Annotated in this window: 17 protein-coding genes; 13 read left to right on the top strand and 4 right to left on the bottom strand. The window is 41.5% G+C overall.

Annotated elements, in window-relative coordinates; all coding sequences use genetic code 11:
* The first annotated feature begins 600 nt into the window (after positions 1-600).
* The 4 genes from G589_RS20705 (at position 601) to rfbG (ending at position 4,295) form a co-directional block, all read left to right on the top strand.
* On the top strand, positions 601-1,401 hold the full coding sequence (locus G589_RS20705; protein ID WP_035776624.1) for a hypothetical protein: 801 nt from the start codon (positions 601-603) through the stop codon (positions 1,399-1,401).
* A gap of 169 nt (positions 1,402-1,570) precedes the next feature.
* Positions 1,571-1,912: a helix-turn-helix domain-containing protein gene (locus G589_RS21530; protein WP_051192590.1), complete on the top strand. Its 342-nt coding sequence runs from the start codon at positions 1,571-1,573 to the stop codon at positions 1,910-1,912.
* Positions 1,909-3,201, top strand: coding sequence for a type II toxin-antitoxin system HipA family toxin (locus G589_RS20695; RefSeq protein WP_035776623.1), 1,293 nt, complete (start codon positions 1,909-1,911; stop codon positions 3,199-3,201). The genes G589_RS21530 and G589_RS20695 overlap by 4 nt, the downstream gene beginning before the upstream one ends.
* A gap of 20 nt (positions 3,202-3,221) precedes the next feature.
* Positions 3,222-4,295, top strand: coding sequence for a CDP-glucose 4,6-dehydratase (rfbG, locus tag G589_RS0118080; protein WP_035776622.1), 1,074 nt, complete (start codon positions 3,222-3,224; stop codon positions 4,293-4,295).
* A gap of 150 nt (positions 4,296-4,445) precedes the next feature.
* Here the strand turns inward: rfbG and G589_RS0118075 are convergent, their stop codons facing one another.
* Together G589_RS0118075 and G589_RS20690 are read right to left on the bottom strand one after the other, a co-directional pair.
* Positions 4,446-5,102: a DUF3800 domain-containing protein gene (locus tag G589_RS0118075; RefSeq protein WP_026523099.1), complete on the bottom strand. Its 657-nt coding sequence runs from the start codon at positions 5,100-5,102 to the stop codon at positions 4,446-4,448.
* Positions 5,103-5,104: 2 nt separating this feature from the next.
* The gene (locus G589_RS20690; RefSeq protein WP_051192588.1) at positions 5,105-6,106 is read right to left on the bottom strand and encodes a type II toxin-antitoxin system antitoxin SocA domain-containing protein; all 1,002 of its coding nucleotides are present in this window, start codon (positions 6,104-6,106) and stop codon (positions 5,105-5,107) included.
* Positions 6,107-6,402: 296 nt separating this feature from the next.
* Between G589_RS20690 and G589_RS0118065 the strand changes: the two genes are divergently transcribed.
* The 7 genes from G589_RS0118065 to G589_RS0118035 all read left to right on the top strand — a co-directional run bounded on the left by G589_RS0118065 (position 6,403) and on the right by G589_RS0118035 (position 12,893).
* Positions 6,403-7,044, top strand: a complete 642-nt coding sequence (locus G589_RS0118065) for a flavin reductase (RefSeq protein WP_026523098.1) — start codon at positions 6,403-6,405, stop codon at positions 7,042-7,044.
* 45 nt (positions 7,045-7,089) lie between these two features.
* Positions 7,090-7,248, top strand: coding sequence for a rubredoxin (gene rd, locus G589_RS0118060; RefSeq protein ID WP_026523097.1), 159 nt, complete (start codon positions 7,090-7,092; stop codon positions 7,246-7,248).
* Positions 7,249-7,267: 19 nt separating this feature from the next.
* Complete coding sequence (locus tag G589_RS0118055; RefSeq protein WP_026523096.1) at positions 7,268-7,642, top strand: desulfoferrodoxin family protein; 375 nt, start codon at positions 7,268-7,270, stop codon at positions 7,640-7,642.
* Positions 7,643-7,796: 154 nt separating this feature from the next.
* Positions 7,797-9,518 carry a hypothetical protein gene (locus tag G589_RS0118050; protein ID WP_026523095.1) on the top strand — a complete coding sequence of 574 codons (1,722 nt, stop codon included), beginning with the start codon at positions 7,797-7,799 and terminating at the stop codon, positions 9,516-9,518.
* A gap of 56 nt (positions 9,519-9,574) precedes the next feature.
* Entirely contained in the window at positions 9,575-10,747 is a 1,173-nt protein-coding gene (locus tag G589_RS20685) for an AAA family ATPase (RefSeq protein WP_026523094.1), read from the top strand.
* Complete coding sequence (locus G589_RS0118040; protein ID WP_026523093.1) at positions 10,747-11,367, top strand: RloB family protein; 621 nt, start codon at positions 10,747-10,749, stop codon at positions 11,365-11,367. Before G589_RS20685 ends, G589_RS0118040 begins: the two co-directional genes overlap by 1 nt.
* A gap of 32 nt (positions 11,368-11,399) precedes the next feature.
* Positions 11,400-12,893, top strand: coding sequence for a hypothetical protein (locus G589_RS0118035; protein WP_026523092.1), 1,494 nt, complete (start codon positions 11,400-11,402; stop codon positions 12,891-12,893).
* On the opposite strand, the gene G589_RS0118030 is transcribed toward G589_RS0118035, so the two are convergent.
* Both G589_RS0118030 and G589_RS20680 read right to left on the bottom strand, forming a co-directional pair.
* The gene (locus G589_RS0118030) at positions 12,876-13,889 is read right to left on the bottom strand and encodes a hypothetical protein (protein ID WP_155832587.1); all 1,014 of its coding nucleotides are present in this window, start codon (positions 13,887-13,889) and stop codon (positions 12,876-12,878) included. The genes G589_RS0118035 and G589_RS0118030 overlap by 18 nt on opposite strands.
* Before the next feature lie 13 nt (positions 13,890-13,902).
* Entirely contained in the window at positions 13,903-15,297 is a 1,395-nt protein-coding gene (locus tag G589_RS20680) for an MBOAT family O-acyltransferase (RefSeq protein ID WP_051192586.1), read from the bottom strand.
* A 124-nt stretch (positions 15,298-15,421) separates the two neighbouring features.
* Here G589_RS20680 and G589_RS0118020 point away from each other — a divergent pair, with 124 nt between their 5' ends.
* Complete coding sequence (locus G589_RS0118020) at positions 15,422-16,969, top strand: hypothetical protein (RefSeq protein WP_026523090.1); 1,548 nt, start codon at positions 15,422-15,424, stop codon at positions 16,967-16,969.
* Positions 16,947-18,428 carry a DUF6056 family protein gene (locus G589_RS0118015; protein ID WP_026523089.1) on the top strand — a complete coding sequence of 494 codons (1,482 nt, stop codon included), beginning with the start codon at positions 16,947-16,949 and terminating at the stop codon, positions 18,426-18,428. Before G589_RS0118020 ends, G589_RS0118015 begins: the two co-directional genes overlap by 23 nt.
* Positions 18,429-18,479 lie beyond the last annotated feature (51 nt).

Below are 18,479 nucleotides of genomic sequence, written 5' to 3'. Positions count from 1 at the left end.
TAGCATCAACTTTCCGAACCATTCAGGCTTCCCCGTCCACCGGGGAAGCTTTTTCTTTGCCATTTTGAGCCCTGGGGACGGAGTCAGTGGCTCATTTCTTGAGCCCTAGGGACGGAGTCAAGGGATCATTTTTGACCCCTGGGGACGGGGATGAGGGACCATTTCCAGAGTTGAGGCCCGATTTTGCATCACAAGGGTCCAACCCTTTGGACGTTGGTTGGAAACGTAATTACGACCACCCCACAAAAATTGCCATATGAAAAAATAGTTGGAAATTGCAAAACGCTGCAACCGGCTCAAAAACAATCTTTACCCCAAACTACATCACACGACATCCGTAGGCCGAGTACTGGTATGCAGGAAAAGAGCTAGCCATCAAATTTTTTAAATCTTGGCCATGAAAAGAGTTTGTAATTTCCAACTAATTTTGCATATGACAATTTTTGTGATGCAATTAAAAAATCAATTCAAACCAACACGGCTCTATACTCTGTCTTGTGATGCACATTTCCCACATCTTCCATACATATTTTGTAACACGCCAAAATATTTGACGCACGTCAAATAAAACACTACAATTTTAAATTGGAGGAATTAGAAATGAAGTGCTATGAAATATATGATGATTATTTAGGACGTACAGTGGGTATACTGTTATACTACAAAAAAGTGAAGACCTTCATAGTTGAACTAGAGGATGACCTTGACGAATGGACTGCGCCATTCCTTTTTGCCACCTTTGTTAAACGAGGAGTGTTCACAATCCCAAGAGAAGCAAGTCTCGTGTGGGTTCGTGGACGCATCATCCCCAGCACCCGCCAGAACATCTCCAGCATCCTCCGAACCCATAAACTCAAAGAGTACGACGAGATGAAATTCCTCGAGCTATCCCATGGCCGTTGCTGCCAGGACAGCCTCTCAATCCGCGAACTCTCCACCCTCCCTGACTACGTGATGGCCAGGCAAAAGAGAAATCTGACAGACTGCACAGTACTGGACAATCGCAACATTCTCTGTTTCTTCGCAGACAATAAAACAAGAAAAATCGACCTGACTAAACTAGATAACGATGACATAACTGAAAAAGTTTGCAAAAACCCAAAACTCCTGAACTCATGCATGGTCGGAACCGGTGGCTATTACATCACCTTCAACAATTCCATAGATGTTCCGGCATCAGAACTCTATACTGCAGGCAAGCCAATCCCGTTATCCCTTTCCGACTTCATAACCTTTGCAGACCACAACATAATTGACACCCAGGAGTGCTGCCGTGAGCTTTCCTGCACACGCCAGAACCTGGCCTACATGACTGACCGAGGCTTGTTCGAACCCGTCAAATCAAACACCAGAGGCAATCTCTACCTCAAGGGTGATGTCCTCAGCAGTAAATGGGGCTAGTCGTAGCCATCTAGCCTGTGCTAGACTGTGTAAATTGCGCAAATTGCGCTAGCCTATGATTGCAAATAACATGCAATAAATTGCGGATTAACCCCATAATCCAGATGTAAAACGTAAAATCTTGCACATTAAGTCTCGAAATGTTATCATTTTCTTGGAGGAATAAACCATGACATCGAAAGCATACCTGCAAAACATTAGTAAGAGAATGAAAAGGCTTAGAGTAGAAAGCTCTATAACCCAGAAGGAGCTTGCATCCATCACAGGACTTTCCCTGCGCTCAATACAGAGATTTGAAAATGGCGAAGACATATCGTTGGAGAATTTTTTAAAATTATCAATTGCATTTGAACTTGCGGAATCAATACTAAGTGCCATACCCGACATGGATAATAGGCCATCGATTCTTCTTGAAAAGCTCAGAGGTAAGACTAAGCAAAGAGCGCACAAGATGGATTATAAGGCATCCAATAGCGCTAAAAAAGCATTTAAATGGGGAGATGAACAATGAATTACGCAGAAGTTTATATCTGGGGAACCAGAATAGGTATATTACATCTACCAGAAGGTGGAAGAGTTGCCGATTTTGAATATGATCATGACTTTGTTCAAAATGCTGTTGGAACAGGAATTGAGCTTTCTCCTCTTAAAATGCCTTTGTCTGGCAGAGTCTATCGCTTTCCTGATATAGGTGAGTCATTTAGAGGCGTTCCGGGTTTGATTGCAGATTCATTACCTGACAAATTTGGAAATGCCGTGATTAATAGGTGGCTGGCAGATCAAGGTAGGACAGAATCCAGCTTTAATGTTATAGACAGGTTATGCTATACAGGCAAAAGAGCTATGGGAGCGCTTGAGTATGTTCCGGCTCAAGGCCCTGAGGCTGATATAAATGAACGAATTGACCTGGATGAAATGGTTAAATTTGCTTCGGAAGTTTTAAATCGGCGACAAGAAATCAAAATCAAGGCAAATGACAATCTCACATACTCTCAGCTCCTTCAACTTGGCACTTCAGCCGGAGGCGCACGAGCTAAGGCAATTATAGCCTGGAATGAAAAAGAAGGTGTGATCAGATCTGGACAAATAAATCCGGAAAAAGGATATGATTTCTGGCTGATGAAGTTTGATGGTGTGTCCGGAAATGGAGATCATAACTTAGAAGATGAGCCTGAGTATACACTTATAGAGTATTCATACTATGAAATGGCTAAACTGGCAGGCATAGAGATGAGTGAGTGCAGGATATTTTCTGAAAACGGGCGCAACCATTTCATGACAAAACGTTTTGACAGAGGCGATAATGGGAAGCTGCACATGCAAACTCTAGGTGCATTAGCGCATATTGATTACAGTGTACCGGCGATGTGCAGCTATGAACAGGCTGTTACTTATATGCGTGAAATGAAACTCACTGCTGATGAGATAGAGCAGTTTTACAGGAGAATGGTATTTAATGTGCTTGCTGTAAATCAGGATGACCATGTAAAGAATATTTCGTTTCTGATGGATAGAAACGGAAAGTGGAGACTTGCACCTGCGTATGATTTGACGTTTTCATATAATCTAAGCAACATATGGCTAAAGGCACATCAGATGACAGTCAATGGTAAGACTGTAGGGATCACAAAAGAAGACTTGATTAAATCCGGTAAAACCATGGGAATCAGTACATCCAAAATTGAGCACATAATTGATGATGTTACCGTAGCAGTGTCTAATTGGGAAAAGATATCTCGAAAAAATGGGATATGTGACAAAACCATAAAAATGGTTTCAGACATAATTTTCGATAATTAAGATATAAAAGGAGAATAATCATGGCCACATCCAATAAATTCACCGAACTTCAGAACTTCTACACCGGCAAGCGCATCTTCCTCACCGGCCACACAGGCTTCAAAGGCAGCTGGCTTTGCCTTATGTTAAAAGAGCTTGGAGCAGAAGTCTACGGCTACTCCTTAGCCCCAAACACAGAGCCCGACCTCTTCACAATCCTGGGCCTTGAAAACCACATCCACAGCACCATCGGCGACATCCGCGACCTCGCATCACTGGAGAAAGCCTACACAGATGCCAATCCCGACATAGTCCTTCACCTTGCTGCGCAGCCCATAGTCCGCGATTCCTACAAGGATCCGCGCTATACCTACGAGACCAATGTCATGGGAACCGTGAATATCCTCGAGTGCCTCAGAAGGCACCCGGGCGCCATCAGCTTCCTCAACGTCACCACCGACAAAGTCTACGAGAACAACGACCTTGAGAACCACGGCTTTACTGAGGATGAGAAGCTCGACGGCTATGATCCGTATTCCAACTCCAAGAGCTGTTCTGAACTCGTGACCCATTCCTACAAGAAATCATTCTTCTCAGCCCCGGAATCACCGGCCATTTCCACTGCCAGAGCCGGCAACGTGATCGGCGGCGGAGACTTTGCCAACGACCGCATCATTCCAGACTGCGTCAGAGCAACAATCAAGAGCCAGCCCATAATCGTCCGCAACCCGTATTCCACGAGGCCCTACCAGCACGTACTGGAACCCCTCTACGCCTACCTTATGATCGCTATGCGTCAATCTGGGGAAAAGAGCTTTTCTGGTTATTACAACATTGGTCCCCGCGACGAGGACTGCATCAATACTGGAGACCTCGCTGATTACTTCGTAAAATACTGGGGCGATAACGCAACCTGGGAGAATCATGCGGAAGCCAATGCACCGCACGAGGCTAGCTTCCTCAAGCTCGACTGCACCAAAGCCCGCACCACCTTCGGCTGGGAACCTGAGTGGCATGTAGATGAAGCTATACGCAATACAGTAGAGTGGTACAAAGCCTGGAACAACGGCGAAGATATGTATGATTTCACTAGAAGACAAATAATTAATTATTAAAAGGGTGCTGCTAATATAGTGGTTGCCACACAGGCAACTTATGCTTAAATGTTCGCACGCTATAATAGGCTTACACACCCTTAAAATCATAACAATATTTGGTCTTATTATATTACAATCAATAGGCACTGATTTCAAGCACTATATGAATTATTTCATAAAACTTTTAGTAGGAAATTTGATTTTATGCTTGGTTACAAGTTTGAGTAGGTCATAGTAAGTATTCACGTTATACTCAAAATGACTGTAAATTGCGTTGGCTGCATAGTCAGCCGCTTGAACAACGTATGCATCAGATGAGTCGGAATCCATGCACTTAAACTTTAAATCTAGATTGTAGCCTTTGTCATAAACAAAATGCAGTAGAAGATACTCTTCGAGTGAATTTACAGAGCCTACTTTTGTTGTATGATTATCATAGATTACATGGATAGTTGAGCCTTCATCATCCTTAGATAGTAGATGATCCATCAGAATACGCATTAAGTAATTATAAAATATATTTTTCTGTTCTAGGAGTTTAGGACTAACGTGTTTTAAATCTGCAACTATATACGAGATTCGTATGTCTTTCTGGGATAGAACTTCAGCAATATGGTATTTAATACAAGGATATGCATCCTTAGCTTTAATTTCATGCGCATGTAGGCTTCCAAGTTCAATAAAGATCTTTTTGGCGATTCCAAGTTTCCTTTTCATTACGTTGTGTAAAGGCTTAAAGTTATACGTATCAACACATGCTATTACAAAGAAACGGCCATTTGCTCCTAAATTGCCTGATTCATCAAAAATTAAGTAACGATCCATCCTTATTCCTCAAATAAACTATCAATATATTTATTTACACCTTCTCGCGTAGTCAGATCATATATCTTGTTAATTCCTTTATAGTAATCGCCTATACTCGAATCGGATATAACATTTTTAGACGTTTCAAAGGTCTCTAGTCCGATCCTGGCAGTATTCCATGGTTCTTCCTTATGAGTTATATCCATCAGCACTTTACCATTCAGCCTTCCGAACGTATTAAGCACAAAGTCTATAATTTTCTTATCCTCAGCTTTCAGTCCTGCAAAACAACTTGGATCCGGATTGATTTTAGGTATAAGTGAATCGCCAAATGCTCTGTATTTTTTGTAAATATCAGGAAAAACCGGCCCATAAGCCCAGGCTTCACATGTACCATCAAATACAGCTTCTCCGTCAAAAACACCAAGCGAAAAAGCTTTAACAAAATAGAGTAGCTTCTGAAGAGATAAGTCTGTGACTTCATACTGCGAGTTAACAATATACAACGCAACTAACTCTAGTTTTGTGTTATAGCTTGTCATCTGCTTTATCAGAGCAATTTTCTTCTTCACTTTGTTATAAGCTACATTTGTGATTCTACCCTTGCCTTCTTCGAGAACTTTTTCCATCTCAAGGTGATCGTGCAGTAAACGCAACAAAAGATCAGAATACTCACGCTTGGGAATCTGTCCATCCAGGTATCTGGAAATAGTATGCTCCCCAAATCCAAGAAGGTGGGATAGTGGCCTTTTCTCGATGTCATACTTGTTCAGCAGTTCATGAATATCACCTTTGGTAATAATGCCGGATAACCGCCTGTAAATGATATCAAAGCGATTCTCGTTTTCGTCCATCAGTCCCGGAACAGATATCTCACTATGACACTCTGAGCATAGACCATAGCGTTCATTGTACTCATATTTTTTGCCATTAATTACGCGCAGTCTATGTCGAGTCTCAATTGTATAAGGGACTAGTTTTCTACATTTCCAACACAATATTCCATCATTCTCGCTACTCATTATTCAAACCTCTTAATAATCGCCTGCCTTATGCATAGACAGGATTACGACGAAACTATTCTTATTATTACCAAAGAAAAATTTTACATATATATCCATCTATATCTATATCACCCCATCTCTTCCGTGATGCAACCTCATCTTAACATAATGGTACACTAATTACAATAGTGTACCATTTCAATCTAAAAATATTCTACAACTGCTTCCATTCCCTATCGCCATTTTGTATAATTATAAGTATACTAACAAACTAAATTTTGTTATCACTCTAATCTCAACAGGAGGAAAAAGCCATGCCGGAATTCAACAACAAAGCCATGTACAAGCTGTCCTACGGCCTCTTTGTCTGCACTGCAGTCCAGGGCGACAAGAAGAACGGCTGCATAATCAATACCGCAGTCCAGGTAGCGTCAGACCCCAACACCATTTCCATCGCAGTTAACAAGGCTAACTACACCCATGACATGATCAAAGCCACAATGGCCTGCAACATATCAGTCATCAGCAAAGAAGCCACCTTTGATCTCTTCAAGCACTTCGGGTTCCAGTCCGGCCGCGATGTCGACAAGTTCGGCGCAGACTATGCGACCGGCAACTACGCTCTTGCCGACAATGGCATTCCATATATAACAGATGGTACCAACGCCTACTTTTCTCTTAAGGTAAAAGAGCTTGTTGACCTCGGTTCACACACTCTCTTCATCTGCGAACCGACCTTCATGACAGTTCTCGCGGACGCACAGTCCTGCACTTACGAGTACTATCAGAGCGACATCAAGCCAAAACCTCAGGCAGTAGGCACAACACCAAAGGGCGAGACCGTGTGGCGCTGCACAATCTGTGGCTATGAATATGTCGGCGAAGACCTTCCCGACGACTTCATCTGCCCAATCTGCAAGCACGGCAAAGACGACTTTGAAAAGATCATCCGATAACAGATGCCCCCAAATATGAACCCCAAAGATAGGAGGACTAATCTTATGAAATATGTATGTAATGTATGTGGCTATGTTTACGACGAGGCAGCAGGCGATCCCGATAATGGCATCGCTCCCGGAACCAAATGGGAAGACCTTCCAGATGATTTCACCTGCCCACTCTGCAGCGTAGGCAAAGATGATTTTTCACCACAGGAATAAAAAAAGGAGGAAAACAAAAATGAAATTCTACAGATGTGAAACTTGCGGAAATATTATCACTAAATTAGTTGACTCAGGCGTACCGGTTGCATGCTGCGGACAGCCAATGAAAGAGCTTGTACCCGGAGCAGTTGATGGTGCAGTAGAGAAGCACGTACCTGCAGTAACAGTAGATGGAAATACAATTAAGGTTCAGGTAGGAGAGGTTGAGCATCCTATGATGGATGCACACTACATCCAGTTCATCGCTCTTGAAACAACAACCGGCGCTCAGATCAAGTACCTTAAGCCTTCTGAGAAGCCTGTTGCTGAATTCGTACTCGCAGCCGGTGAAAAGGCAGTAGCAGTATATGAATACTGCAACCTTCACGGCTTGTGGGTTAAGGAAGTTTAACAGAGCCAATTAAATAATTTCACACCACATCCAGGCTTCCCAATATTGGGAAGCCTGTTTTTCATTCCTGCAAATCCACCGGCATCATTGACTATCCCCCATTCATTCCTTAGAATAAACATGAAAAGCGTCTAAAAAGTTGGGGGGAACAACTATGAACCGCATAAAAAAGCTCTTAAAAGAAGATGGCCTTCACCTAGCCATCCTGATACTAATGCTCCTTGCATTCTTCGTCCCATTCTATGCAAAAGAGCTTCCCAGCGCCTTTGAGAACGGCTTCCACTACGGCCGCCTCCTGTCCCTGGTAAGAACCCTGAAACTAGGCATCTTCCCGGCCAAAATGCGCCCGATGCTAATGCGAGGCTTCGGCTACGGAGTAGGTTTCTTCTACTCTGATTTCTTCCTGTACCCATCAGCTATTCTCGTCCTTCTGGGAATGGACATAATCCCCGCGCTTAAATTCTATATCATAGTCGGAGGCTCAATCGGTGCCATAGCTTCATACAAGAGCATGTCCAAACTGATCGGCGACAAACGGACCGCCCTGATAGCCGACATCCTCTACTTTGGCACATATTTCCTCTGGTATAACCTCTATGGCGGCTTCGGAATCGGCGCCTTTGTTGCCCAGGCCTTCATGCCCATGGCAATGTGCGGCCTTAGCCACGCGCTTAAGGACGAAAAGGGTGGCTACATCGAGTATGGCATAGGCATCGTAGTAGTCCTTCTAAGCCATCATCTTTCCTTCGTATCTCTGATGGTAGCCCTCCTGATGATTGCCCTTATTAATGTAAAAGACATTATCAGGACCCCCAAGATCCTCGGTAAACTCTTCGGCATAAGCATGATCAGCCTTCTGTTTACTGCAGAGTACTGGATGCCGGCACTGGAACAAGCTGCCCACTCCAAATACAAGGCTATCTATGATAACTATATAGAAGCCCAAGACCATGTTTTGAGCTTTTCCCAGGCAATTAACACCATCACACCTGTTTATTTTGTGCTGTTCATACTCGCCACAGTTCTTTTTATCTACACGACAATAAGAACTCACAAGCTATATATGGACTGTTTGACATACCTCATCATAACTGCACTCCACATTTATCTTATGTTCTCACAGGCATTCTGGAGCAGCCCACTCGGAAAGTTTTTCGTGTTCTTCCAGCAGACCGACAGGCTTTCTATTGTGGTCATGTCTCTTATGGTGATCTACTATGCACTCGTATTTAAGAATTTTAAGAATGATATACTAAAAAAAGAAGGCATTCCGCTCATCAAGAACCAGCTCGTGTTTGCCCTTTCCTGCATCGTTCTTATCATTGCCGGCAGAGCATATATCAAGCCCGATTTCTATAACCCTGCAGCTTACGGCCGCAACACCGAACTGGATCTGACATACCTTGAGACAGCAACAGATTATGCTGTTTCCTGTGGTGACTGGCTCCCCGTCGAGTGTGAGCCCAGTGCCTGCATAGATGTCAATAACTCCCGCTGCGATGACGGAAGCAGCGCCGACGGCTTCAAACACGATGACAACAAGTATTACGAAACCTGGATTCTTCTCGACAAGAAATACTATGACGTGCCCTACGTTTTCTTCTACGGCTACAGAGCTTATCTAACAGACGACAATGGTAGCCCGGTAAAAGAGCTTTCGGTGGGCGAAGCCTACGACGACAACGGCTACGTTAGAGTCTTCATGCCTGAAGACGGAGAAGGTGTAGGCCACCTGATGGTTACCTACCGCAAGACACTGGTTCAGAAAGTCTCCTACATCATTACGATGATAACAACGCTGTTTGTAATGATATATGCGTTTTATGGAATTATAAATCTGAAATCTGCGCAAAAAGCGCAATTATCAAAAATATAATTTGACTTAACCTAAATATAAGCATATACTCATACTAGAAAGGTAGGTATGAGCATATGCTTATTCAATTTTCGGTTAAGAATTTCATGTCTTTTAAAGAAAAGGCCGTTTTAGCATTGAATCCATCGGCAGATTCCGAGCATCCTGAAAATATAAACGAAGAAAATGGATATAAAGCCTCTAACCTCATTGCGATTTATGGCGCCAATGCATCCGGAAAGACAAGCTTATATAAGGCAATGACTGTTGCGCTTATCTTTATAAAGAACTCCAATATGATTCAGGTTGATCAGCCTATTTTTGGAATTGCTCCATTTAAGTTTGACAGTGATACGATGCTTGAGCCCTCTGAGTTTGAGTTTATTTTTATTGCGGAAGATGGAAACAGATACGTATATGGTTTCTCGGCAGACAACATGAAAGTGCATGAAGAGTATTTATATAAATACTCAAGTCAAAGACCTACACTGATTTTTGAACGAAAAGAAGAGGACTATGAGTTTAAATCTCAAAAAGGGATACTTGAGCCGTTGGTTAGATTTAATACTCCAAACAAGTTGTTCTTGGCCACAGCTACTAATTGGAATACAGAAAGCACAATGATTCCTTATAAATGGTTTTCTGAAAAACTTGCAATGTTTACAGATGCGCAGAATATTGCAAATATTTCGCTTGAGCACTATAAAGGCGCTAACCGGGATGCGTATGTGGCTTTTACAGAGAGACTTCTTCAGGTGGCAGATATTAATATATCTAAGATAAGAATTCTAGAGCAGATGATTGTTCACACAGAACATATCATAGGAGAAGGAGACAACACTACCAACTATGTTCTGGACATGAGGGAAGAGTCGCTTGGTACCAATCAGCTTTTTCTTCTTGGACCTTTTTTAAAAGATGCATTTGAAAGAGGGATGACTATATTTATTGACGAGATTGACAAGAGCCTTCACACATTTATAGTCAGACATCTTATAAATATGTTCAGAGATAAAGAAATTAACAAGTCTGGTGCCCAACTTATATTTACTACTCATGATACTTCTTTGCTGTCATTATCTACTTTCAGAAGAGACCAGGTGTACTTTACTGAGAAGAACAATAAGACTGGTGTATCTGATCTGTATTCATTGGATGAATTTGGGGTTAGGAAGAAAGATAATATCGAGAAAGGCTATCTTCTTGGCCGCTATGGTGCAATTCCTTATATTCGTGGGGAGGAATTGTAATGGCAAAACGTGATATCTCGCTAAAGAGGCGAGGAACAAAGTCCAAGAAAGAACGCGTGACTTATTTAGTTATAGCTGAAGGCAGAAACAAGACTGAAACGCTTTATCTATCAAATTTTCAGGAACAGGGAAAAGAATACTATATTCGTTTTGTTAAAGCCGGATCCAAAACAGATGCAGAAGCATTATATAAAACCTTACTCGCTAAATGGAGAGAACTTGGATTATCTGCATCTAGCGGGGATAAAGGTTTCATAGTCCTTGACATTGATAACGATAAGAAGAAAGCTGATAAAGTAATGGCTTTAATTAATAAGAATGTGAATGGAGCCATTTCATTCATAGTATCAAATCCCGTCTTTGAGATATGGCTGTTACTGCATTTCAAATACACCACAAAATTCTATGAAAATGGAAACCAGGTGGTAAAAGACCTAAAGAAGTACATTGAAAACTATGAAAAGAACTTGGACTGTTATGAGATATGCAAAGATAAGCTTGATAATGCAGTATTGAATGCCGAAAAGCTGGTAGCAAATTATGAAGGCATGGTATGGCCTTCGATAGAATGTAATCCAAGAACAGATATGGTAGACTTTATTAAGTGTTTGACGATTTAAGATATAATAACTCGAAAGGAAATAACACATAAATGACGCGTCTGCAACGCATTACAAACATACTCCTGATCCTGCTCTTATCCCTAACTGCAGGTCTCTATATATTTGCAAACCTTTTCCATTACACAGCCTACATGGAATCTGACGTAGGCGCAGAAGCAGTGTATGGCATGGTCCTTGCCGGCAACAACTGCCTGCCCCCCGATACCTGGGTGTCATCCACTGAGAACCGCATCGTTTCAATGCCAAACCTGGCTGCCCCTATTTACAAGCTCTGTGGGAACATGAACCTATCGGCTGGAATTGCCTGCAGTTTACTTATATTGCTTCTGATCCTGTGCATGGTACGTTTCTATGCCTATGTGGGCTATAGCTCCACCGGTATTCTGACAGCCTGCCTTATTCCATTCATCCTGTCAGCCTGGAATATTGCAGGTCTTAAGATGTTTGCCCTGTACGCGTGCTATTACAGTCCGCATATCATCACCCTTTTCCTGCTTATGACCGCATACGCACGCCTTCTTAGGGAAAAGAGAATTCGAATCCCCTCAACTATACTCTTAGCGATTTTGTCCTGGCTCCTTGGAATGCAGGGACTTCGTGGCCTTGCCATGGTATATCTGCCACTCTGCGCTGTAGAATTTTTAAGACTTATCACGCTTATCCTGATCAATTTGCGTGACAGAAACGAAGTAAAGAAGTTAAATTTTGCCACACCAATATGGCTTCTTTCATTATCTGCAATTAATTACATAGCAGCCAGAATATATGCACCCTTTGGTGAAGACACTTCATCCAACTTCAGAAAAGGTATATTTAAACTGTTTGGCACAGCTATCCCGGAGACATTCGAATTGATACGCGCAAACGGATTTGCGACCATCGTAGCTATCATCCTGCTCCTATTAGCTGTTATCGGATGGTGGGCAATCATCAGACAGATAAAAACAAAACCGGAAATAATCGCCGTATTCACAATCCTGCTATCACTAATACTAGCTATGCTTGCAGCGTCATTCACTACTTTGGACTCCACACCCAGATATTACATAATGGTCGTATTCGTCATTGCAGCAGGCTGTGGAGCACTTGCATCATTCATGGACTGGAAGCTTACATCCGTACTTGTGACTTTTGTGGCTTTGTTATCTGTCATCAGCATAACGCATGCCTACACAGCACTGATAGCGAGCGACAACACTCTTAATTCCACAGAGTACGCAATGGTCAGTGACCTTGAATCCAAGGGCTACACACATGGTTATGCAACCTTTGATTACGCCATGATGCTCACCACTTATTCAAATGGCCACCTGATTGTAGCACCCATCCAGATGGACACTATGGAACCTGCACTGTGGCTTACTGATACCCGCTGGTATCCGCCAACCACTGATCCAAGTGAAGAATACTTTATCGTGACAACCGAGGCTACAACCCCTGTCCTTCAGAATACTCTTGACAGCAAGGGCATAACCGATTACACCATAGCAACTTATGGCCAATACTCAGTATTCTTCTTCTAACCGTGTTATTAACTCATCAATATTATCTTTGGTTATATATGCTCCGAACTGGGACACATCATTACTTGGATGCTCTGAGAATATGATCTTTTCCATCTCAAGCCCAACATAGGGCTTATAATGTGATGCATCAAAATAGTATTTCATATCAGTGGTATATTCATTGAGCCCCGAGAAGTTGTAGTATTCAGTGCAATTTGCCACATCTCTGAGGAAATCAAAATACCCCTTCTCAGCAGCTTCCATGTAAGTGCTCTCCAGTATAGGAGAGGAAAAGACCTTTAGCACTATGCCATTTTCCTCACAGAGTTCAACAATCTCTCCAATAGCATCTATGCTCTCTGATCCGCCATAATACCCACACCCCAGAGACCCTACCATCTCAGCATCTTCTGTAGGAGGAGCCACATCAACATTTGGCCTTTCAACTCCATACTCATAGAAGAGCTCAGTATCAAGCCTGTCATCAGCTGTTTGTGTATAAGCCTCTTTCAGCACATTGAAATTCGGCTTTACTTTGAGATATGAGTAAAAGAACTTTAGGGGTGATCTCTGATATTCCTGGTATTGTGCGTATATGAGATCGTCCGCGTTATCGTTATATGTCCTGTACATAGAGATTTCATCAATCCCCATAACTACGCATTTAACATCAACACCATTGTCTATAAAGGTTTTTAATGTTTCCAAATTGTCTTTTGGACAACCCATGGGATATGTCATGTTGTACCAGGAAAGCGCTTCTCCATCCAAACTTGTAGGAAGCCCATCCTTCGGAAGATTTGCGACTCTGGAAGATCCCAGAATAAAGGCGTTGAATTTATCGGGATTCTCAATGACATATCTTGTCTTTATGTAGTTCTCGTTACTGCTGGCTGATGTTTGCCTGATGTTGTTATAGTGGAAAACATTGAATATATCATTGCTATACACAACAAAGACATAAATTATCAGGGGAATCAGCAATAATGGCAGTTTCTTGATCAATCGTTTCATTAGTATTTCCTGATTAGAATTTATTATATATAAAGCTGACAGGTGTTGATGCTGCAAAGAAAAGGATACTCAGTATCAGCAGGTTGTACAGGATCCATCTCGGGGCAGCAGGTATCTTTCTTATTATTTCAAGTCCGTCTTTCTCGTATGTTAAATAACTGATAATCCCAAAGATTGCAAGACCAATCAGTAGCAGGATAAACCTATAGTCTGCCGGAATTTGAAGCACTTCAGCAAGAGAGCTAGCTCCTGAGAATACGGCACTTATATCATTAGGAATCAAAGAAAAACTTGATAGCTTATTCAGGGCATCTGTAACACTTTCCGCAGAGAAGAACATCCATGCAAAAGTAGCCATTATAAATGTAAGTAAGCGACTGCCTTTATACTTCTTGTTAGTGATAGTAACAACAAATCTCTCAATGCACTGGAATAGACCATGAATCAGTCCCCACATAATGAAATTCCAGCCATTTCCATGCCAGAATCCGCTGATCAAAAAGACAATAATGATGTTGCCATATGTCTTTGCAATCCCTTTTCTGCTTCCGCCGAGAGGGAAATAAATATAATCTCGTAACCAGCTGCTAAGTGATATGTGCCATCTCCGCCAAAACTCAGTAATAGTCTTGGCCAGATAAGGATGATCAAAGTTTCTGTCTATATTAAATCCAAGAATCTTGGCACTTCCGATGACAATATCAGAATATCCGGAGAAATCAAGATACAGCTGCAGAGAGTACATCACTGCAGATAATAGAACAGCAAGCCCATGCACATATCCATTTGCAAACTCGGAATTTACATTTTGGATATACACAGCCATATTATCAGCCAGGACCATTTTTTTAAACAGGCCAAAGCAGTATAACTTCATGCCGTCAGTAACTCTGTTGTAGTCAAACCCCTTAGGCTCATTTAGCTGAGGGATAAGTGTACGAGCCCTGAGTATGGGACCTGATGAAACCGAAGGGAAGAACGATGTGAAAAGAGCTATCGTTATAGGCGAACGTTCAACCTCGATTTCACCCTTATATATATCGTGCAGATATGAATATGCCTGCAATGTGAAGAAGGATATTCCCAACGGCAGCAGTATGCCTGACACTTTCCAATCCAGCACTTTATAAACGACAAGTGGGGCAAACAAAAGAATAGCAAAGAATGGAAAAGAACTTTTCCTGCCTGAAATAACAAGACCGCCAATATAGGTCAGTAATGCAACATAAATAAGAGCAGGCAAAAACCCAAGACCAGCATAGGCATAAAAAACAAGACTGCCAACAAGAAGGCATAGCCTGGTGATCACAGATCTGTGCCTGGAGTCTTTAAAGAAATATGAAATGCAGTATAGCGCTATGCATATGCTTAAGAAAAACAAGCCATATAGCTTGGTATAAACGGGCATGTCTGCCTCCTGAGCTAAACAATGATATCATTTCTCATAACAGTATAGCATACAGTAGATTAGTAAAATGACCTTTGTTATAGTATAATTTGTGTGATATTTGGTTGACTGGAGGATTAGTATAATGGACAATCAGTCCAATAAGATAAATATTAAACTTTCAAATGTCTTCTATAGGATCATTCTGGTATTTGCCATAGTCATTCTGGGATTCTTATCTGCCAGTAGTTTTCTGATTCATGGACATATTGAGAGCGATGGAAATGAGTATATGCTGCTGATAAGGAATGGCATAGTATTTTACATACTGCTAATTGCATTATTGGCTGTGTTGATTTTTATTAACAAAGTACTCGATAAAGTTACTCCACTTAAACTCTTTATTGCATTATCATTGGTCTATATTGCAGCTGGGGCATTTATTATTGCAACTGTGCCGGGTGACATACGTGCGGATGCTTATATGATATACAAGCATGCTGTTAAGTTCATGGCACATGACTACGAGGGGCTAACGGATGGTTTCTATATGAGATATTTCCCATATCAGCTTGGGATGTTGACTTACGAGATGGGATTGCTTTCTATATGGAATAATACAAAGATATTCTTTATTGGAAACCTTATATTTACAATAGCGGTAATGTTTGTGACCTGGAAGACAACAGAGCTTCTTTATGGTGCGAAGACAGCAAAATATGCCATCCTTTTATCCTTTGGTTTCCTGCCTATTCTTTATTTTATTCTTTTTGTTTATGGTTGGGTGCCTGGGCTCTTTTTCGTTGATCTCGGAGGATATTTCTTAGCAAGACATTTCAAGAAAATAGGTAAACTCAACTGGTTATTCTGTGCCATCAGCCTGGGCATAGCATATATTTTTAAACCTAATTGCATCATCGCAGTAGTTGCTGTGGGAATAATTATATTTATCGAAGCTGTAAGAAAAGCAGATATAAAGAGATTTGCGACGTGTATTCTGGTTGTATTGATTCCGATCATTATTAATGCTTCCTTCCTTCAGACTTGGAGATGGATCACCGGTATAAATTTTGATGGTGGACATCCGTATTCTCTGAATATTGTCATGGGCCTTATGCCTGAAGAGCAGGGAACCGGAAGACGCGGCGGTTGGTACAATGGCTACAACATGGATACCTTTAGGGAATCCGGTTTTGATCAGGAAAAGACTAAGGAAATGGCCAGTGAAAAAATGGCTGAGCTCATGGAATACTGGAGCGAGGATCCATCACGAACTGCCTCATTTTTTGCTGTCAAGATTTGGACAACCTGGTGTGATCCGCATTTTCAGTCGCTGTGGTGTGGACCTATGGAAGCCTTGGGGCAGAAGGTTGATAATCCTTTTACACACAGCTTATTTAATGGTGGATGGCTGGCAATATTCTCAGAGAGATATATGAGCGCATTAGTAGACTTGATATATATACTTGCTTGTATATACTGCATAATCTCATTTAAGAATCTCAGATTCAGAAAAGAGGGTATACTCCCCGTTTTGATGCTTATAGGCGGATTTCTGTTCCACTTGGCATCGGAGATTACCAGTCAGTACGTGTTCATCTATGTATTTAGCATTATTCCTTGCGCATCATGCGCTTTATGTACAGTAATTGACAGCAGGAGGATCCAACGTGGAACTAAATCAGAGAAATAAGCGCATACGGAATATACTTACCATTGCGTTGTGCATTGCTGCAGTCCTATACATGGTATTACCTACAATAATCACATCTGCATATTCTGTCTTTATAGATGATGACTTTATTCATGCGGCTACTATTGAGAGATTCCATGAAGTTCATAGTTCATACCTGTATTGCTGCTGGCTGTTCATGACCGATAAATATATGCACTGGCAGGGTAACTATTTCAGCATGTTCATTCAGGCATTGCTTAGCCCGGCAAATCAGGGCGGCTTTAGAATGCTGAGGATCATCATGGTGGCTAACAGCGTTTGTTTCTTCGGCGTATTTAGTGTATTTGTCCTGACATTGTTAAGAAGAATTGGACTAAAGGATATGATGCCACGAATGGTAGTACTTGCATCTGTTATATATGGAATGACAGCATTTGATCCTTTTTATGAAGTATATTACTGGTTTTCCGGTATTACATCCTACACTATACCTGTGACCATTTTTATGTTGGCAATCATACTTTGGGATAAATCAGAATCAATCTCTAGTATTGTGGCTAAGCGAATCACATTTGGATTCTCCTTGTTTCTTATGTTCCTTGTTGGAGGAGGAACTTTAGCCCTTGTAGGGGCAGTATGTTGGATGCTTCTTGTCTGGATTTTTGTCAGATGGTTGGAATCTCATAAGATTTCATGGGATTTAGCAGCCCTTTTCATTGCGACTTTTATAGGTGCTATTATCACTGTTATAGCGCCGGGAAACTATGAAAGGCAGGATGTTGCGCAAGGAGAAAATGCCGGTGGAATCATAAATGCACTTGGTAATTCCTGGAAGGGATTCTACGATAATCTGGAATGGCTCATTAATCGCAGAAATTTTGCGCTTGTTCTCCTGGTTGTATTCATTATCGGAATTGTCTGTGCGAAAGAGCTTGCTCCTAGACTTAAAACTCTCTTAATATCAGGAGCATTACTACTTCCTCTTCCTTTTGTGATAGTATTTCCTGTGGTGTACGGATATTCCTCATATTGGACACCAAACAGATGCGTTTTTGTCATTATAATGGGATTTATGCTTGGATACAGCTTATTTGCCCTTGCATTAGGGGCTTATACATCTGAGCTATTCTTTACTCATACTGAAAAGAAGATGTTGGTGATTATATCATTATTGGCTGTATTTCTGTTTTGCTGCCTGACAGATTTTAGGCTCGTAGATCACAGCTTTAATATTAATCGTGAGAATCTTAAAGAAGGTGTCTATCAGGAAAATTATGCGACAGTACGTGGCATGATAGAAGATCTTCCCAATCATGCCGGGGAGGATATTGAACTCCAGTTTTCTGATGATTTTAAGTCATTACCTGGGTTTATGAATTTTTATCTCTGTGGAGAAAATGACCCGAATGCTGGTTTTAATAGTGAAATTGCCTATTTGTATGGCGTAAACTCAATTGCAAGGATTCCGACTGAATAAGATGAAAAAGAAATTTTTACAAATAATTACATTTGTTTTTACCTTCATATT

It is taken from the genome of Butyrivibrio sp. VCB2001, from assembly GCF_000423965.1.
Taxonomy (GTDB): domain Bacteria; phylum Bacillota; class Clostridia; order Lachnospirales; family Lachnospiraceae; genus Butyrivibrio.
Note: the sequence above shows the minus strand (reverse complement) of the source record. Positions and strands in the feature narration are given on the sequence as shown.

Excerpts from the sequence above, each read along its gene's own strand:
- G589_RS0118065 (WP_026523098.1), top strand. The coding sequence starts at position 6,403 with ATGCCGGAATTCAACAACAAAGCCATGTACAAGCTGTCCTACGGCCTC.
- rfbG (WP_035776622.1), top strand. The coding sequence starts at position 3,222 with ATGGCCACATCCAATAAATTCACCGAACTTCAGAACTTCTACACCGGC.
- G589_RS0118030 (WP_155832587.1), bottom strand. The coding sequence starts at position 13,889 with ATGAAACGATTGATCAAGAAACTGCCATTATTGCTGATTCCCCTGATA.
- G589_RS0118050 (WP_026523095.1), top strand. The coding sequence starts at position 7,797 with ATGAACCGCATAAAAAAGCTCTTAAAAGAAGATGGCCTTCACCTAGCC.
- G589_RS0118075 (WP_026523099.1), bottom strand. The coding sequence starts at position 5,102 with ATGGATCGTTACTTAATTTTTGATGAATCAGGCAATTTAGGAGCAAAT.
- rd (WP_026523097.1), top strand. The coding sequence starts at position 7,090 with ATGAAATATGTATGTAATGTATGTGGCTATGTTTACGACGAGGCAGCA.
- G589_RS21530 (WP_051192590.1), top strand. The coding sequence starts at position 1,571 with ATGACATCGAAAGCATACCTGCAAAACATTAGTAAGAGAATGAAAAGG.
- G589_RS20690 (WP_051192588.1), bottom strand. The coding sequence starts at position 6,106 with ATGAGTAGCGAGAATGATGGAATATTGTGTTGGAAATGTAGAAAACTA.
- G589_RS20680 (WP_051192586.1), bottom strand. The coding sequence starts at position 15,297 with ATGCCCGTTTATACCAAGCTATATGGCTTGTTTTTCTTAAGCATATGC.
- G589_RS0118035 (WP_026523092.1), top strand. The coding sequence starts at position 11,400 with ATGACGCGTCTGCAACGCATTACAAACATACTCCTGATCCTGCTCTTA.
- G589_RS20695 (WP_035776623.1), top strand. The coding sequence starts at position 1,909 with ATGAATTACGCAGAAGTTTATATCTGGGGAACCAGAATAGGTATATTA.
- G589_RS20705 (WP_035776624.1), top strand. The coding sequence starts at position 601 with ATGAAGTGCTATGAAATATATGATGATTATTTAGGACGTACAGTGGGT.
- G589_RS0118020 (WP_026523090.1), top strand. The coding sequence starts at position 15,422 with ATGGACAATCAGTCCAATAAGATAAATATTAAACTTTCAAATGTCTTC.
- G589_RS0118040 (WP_026523093.1), top strand. The coding sequence starts at position 10,747 with ATGGCAAAACGTGATATCTCGCTAAAGAGGCGAGGAACAAAGTCCAAG.
- G589_RS0118055 (WP_026523096.1), top strand. The coding sequence starts at position 7,268 with ATGAAATTCTACAGATGTGAAACTTGCGGAAATATTATCACTAAATTA.
- G589_RS20685 (WP_026523094.1), top strand. The coding sequence starts at position 9,575 with ATGCTTATTCAATTTTCGGTTAAGAATTTCATGTCTTTTAAAGAAAAG.